The sequence below is a fragment of the Burkholderia sp. FW306-1C-G01B genome (assembly GCF_058781685.1).
In genome coordinates this window covers 1-2,475 of sequence record NZ_JBYSWZ010000035.1, presented here as the reverse complement: position 1 = coordinate 2,475, position 2,475 = coordinate 1, and the positions used below count along the sequence as shown (strand labels likewise).

At 63.6% G+C, this 2,475-nt stretch carries 3 protein-coding genes; all 3 read right to left on the bottom strand.

All coding sequences use genetic code 11. The annotated features are described in order from the left end of the window. Positions 1-36 precede the first annotated feature (36 nt). Positions 37-1,614: an IS66 family transposase gene (tnpC, locus tag AC3WLY_RS35150; protein ID WP_175673213.1), complete on the bottom strand. Its 1,578-nt coding sequence runs from the start codon at positions 1,612-1,614 to the stop codon at positions 37-39. A gap of 62 nt (positions 1,615-1,676) precedes the next feature. Next, positions 1,677-2,024, bottom strand: coding sequence for an IS66 family insertion sequence element accessory protein TnpB (gene tnpB, locus AC3WLY_RS35145; RefSeq protein ID WP_148092775.1), 348 nt, complete (start codon positions 2,022-2,024; stop codon positions 1,677-1,679). Next, on the bottom strand, positions 2,012-2,395 hold the full coding sequence (gene tnpA, locus AC3WLY_RS35140) for an IS66-like element accessory protein TnpA (RefSeq protein WP_492310898.1): 384 nt from the start codon (positions 2,393-2,395) through the stop codon (positions 2,012-2,014). The genes tnpB and tnpA overlap by 13 nt, the downstream gene beginning before the upstream one ends. Between the last annotated feature and the right edge of the window lie 80 nt (positions 2,396-2,475).

Sequence of the window (2,475 nt, the reverse complement as noted above, 5' to 3'; positions counted from 1 at the left end):
CGTAAGCGGCCAGCCAACCCGTCTTGACGAGCGAGTTTAGGCGGTGCTCAAGAGAGGCTGCCAGTGATGCGGCAGCAGCGCGTCGATGTCGCTGGCCTTGTGGGTCGGCAAGCGTGTGAGGACGTCCTTCAGATAGGCGAGCGGGTCGAGCCCGTTCAACTGCGCCGAGCGGATCAAGCTCATGATGGCGGCTGCGCGCTGTCCCGCACGCAGCGATCCGGCGAACAGCCAGTTGGACCGTCCGACTGCCCACGGACGGATCTGGTTTTCAACCCAGTTGTTGTCGATCGGCACGTTCCCGTCGTCGAGATAGCGCGTAAGTGCGTCCCAACGTTTCAGGCTGTAGTCCAGCGCCTTTGCAATCGCCGAACCCTCCGCAACGGGTTTGCGCTGTGCCACCAGCCATTCATGGAGCGCATCGCACACCGTTTTGGCGCGGTGCTGGCGAAGCCGCTGCCGTTCGTCGGCATTCAATGCCGCGGCCTCCCGTTCGATGTCGTAGAGCGCGGTAAAGAACGGCAGGGCCTGCCCGGCAATCTGGCTGCTGTGATTGGCATGCAATTCAAAGAACTTGCGTCGGGCATGGGCCGCGCATCCGATCTCGGTAATGCCGTGCTGGAATGAGGCCTTGTACCCGCTGTAGTCATCGCACACCAGCTTGCCGTGCCAGCCCCTCAGGAACGTGCGGGCGTGCGCACCGGCGCGGCTCTCGGCGAAGTCGTAGACCACCGCGCGCAGTTCGCTGAACTGAGTCGGCGTATACGCCCACAGGTACGCCCTGTGTGTCTTGCCCTTGCCGGGGCTGAGCATCTGCACTGGCGTCTCGTCCGCGTGCAGCACACTCTGTTGCAGGATGGCCTGGCGGAGTGCGTCGACCAGCGGCTGCAACTGCACGCCACACCGGCCCACCCAGGCACCGAGCGTGGATCTCGGAATGGCCAGTCCCGCACGACCAAAGATCTGTTCCTGGCGATACAGCGGCAAGTGGTCGCCGTACTTGGCGATCAGCACCTGCGCGAGCAACCCGGCAGTGGGCACGCCCTTGTCGATCACATGCGGCGGAACCGGCGCCTGGATCAGCGTCTCGCATGCTTTGCACACCCACTTGCCGCGGATGTGCCGCTCCACCGTGAACACGCCTGGCGTGTAGTCCAGTTTCTCGCTCACGTCCTCGCCGATGCGTATGCGTTCGCAACCGCACTGGCACGTCGTGCTATCCGGTTCGTGATGGATGTCGGTGCGCGGCAGTTGCGGCGGCAGCGGTGCGCGTTTCGGCTGCTCGCGTGGCCGTTCAACTCGTGTCGGCTCAAGCTGTTCGAGTTCCATCTCGATGGCAACCAGGTCGCCATCGATCGCCTCGTCGAGCAGGTTCATCTGCTCACTGTTGAGCTGCTCGCTGCGCCGGCCGAACTGCTGGCGCTTGAGGACCGAGACCTCGTGGGTGAGTTGATCGATACGGGTCTGCCGGTAGCGTAGTTCCCGGTCGCGTTCACTCGCTTCCCGCTCCTTCTCCTTGATCTTCTGGTCCTTCGCCTCGACCTCGGCTATCAGTTGCGCTGTCAGGGCGCGCAACTGTTCCGGGCTGAGTGCGTCGAGGTCGGCAGGCAAATTCATGCGGACCAGTCTGCCAGAACCCTGCAGACGGCGGAAGCGCAACTGTTTACGTCCCCCCGGACTCAGACGACACGGATCACGCCGTCCTCGCCGATGCGTTGCCACGGCAAGCCCAGCACCAGACCGGCCAGCTGTTCGTGCGTCAAGGCACGCTGCTTGGGTTCGCTGCCAAGGTGCGGCCAGGCGAATTGCCCCTGGTTCAGGCGTCGCGCGGCCAGCCAGATGCCGATCCCGTCGTGAATCAGGACCTTCATGCGGTTGGCGCGCCGATTGGCGAACAGATAGGCATGGTGTGGGTGAGCGGCGCCGAACACCTTGACCACACGTGCCAAGGCCGTATCGAAACCGGCGCGCATGTCCAGTGGATCGACTGCCAGCCAGATCTCGTCGACACGGATCACCGCAGCCACTCACGCAGCCAGGCGGCACACTGGGTTGCCTCGGACACCGGCCAACTCACCGTGATCGACTGATCTCCCCGGCGCACCTCGATGCGGATCTCTGGCGAATGCGGACTCGGCGTTCCCAATGCCAACGGCACAAAGGCTGGCAGTGACGGTGGCGTGGCCGGTGGACGGCCCAACGGTCTCTTGGGAAGTCGACCTTCCGCCTGATCGATCCAGCGCCGCAGCAGATTCGCGTTGAGCCTGTGTTCCAGCGCGACCGCCGCAACCGATACGCCGATTCCCTGGCAGGCAGCAACCACACGCGCTTTGAACTCCTCGCTGTAGCGTTGCCGACGACGACGCTCCGGGCGTGATTCCGATTCGATAGTGTTCACGTGTCCGCTTATTCGTTAGGTGGACACGATACTCCCAAGCGTCTCGGTCAAACTCAAGATGGGTTCGCTAGCCGCTTACG

What these genes read in the sequence shown, in the direction of transcription:
- tnpC (WP_175673213.1), bottom strand. Translation starts at nt 1,614, where the DNA reads ATGAATTTGCCTGCCGACCTCGACGCACTCAGCCCGGAACAGTTGCGC.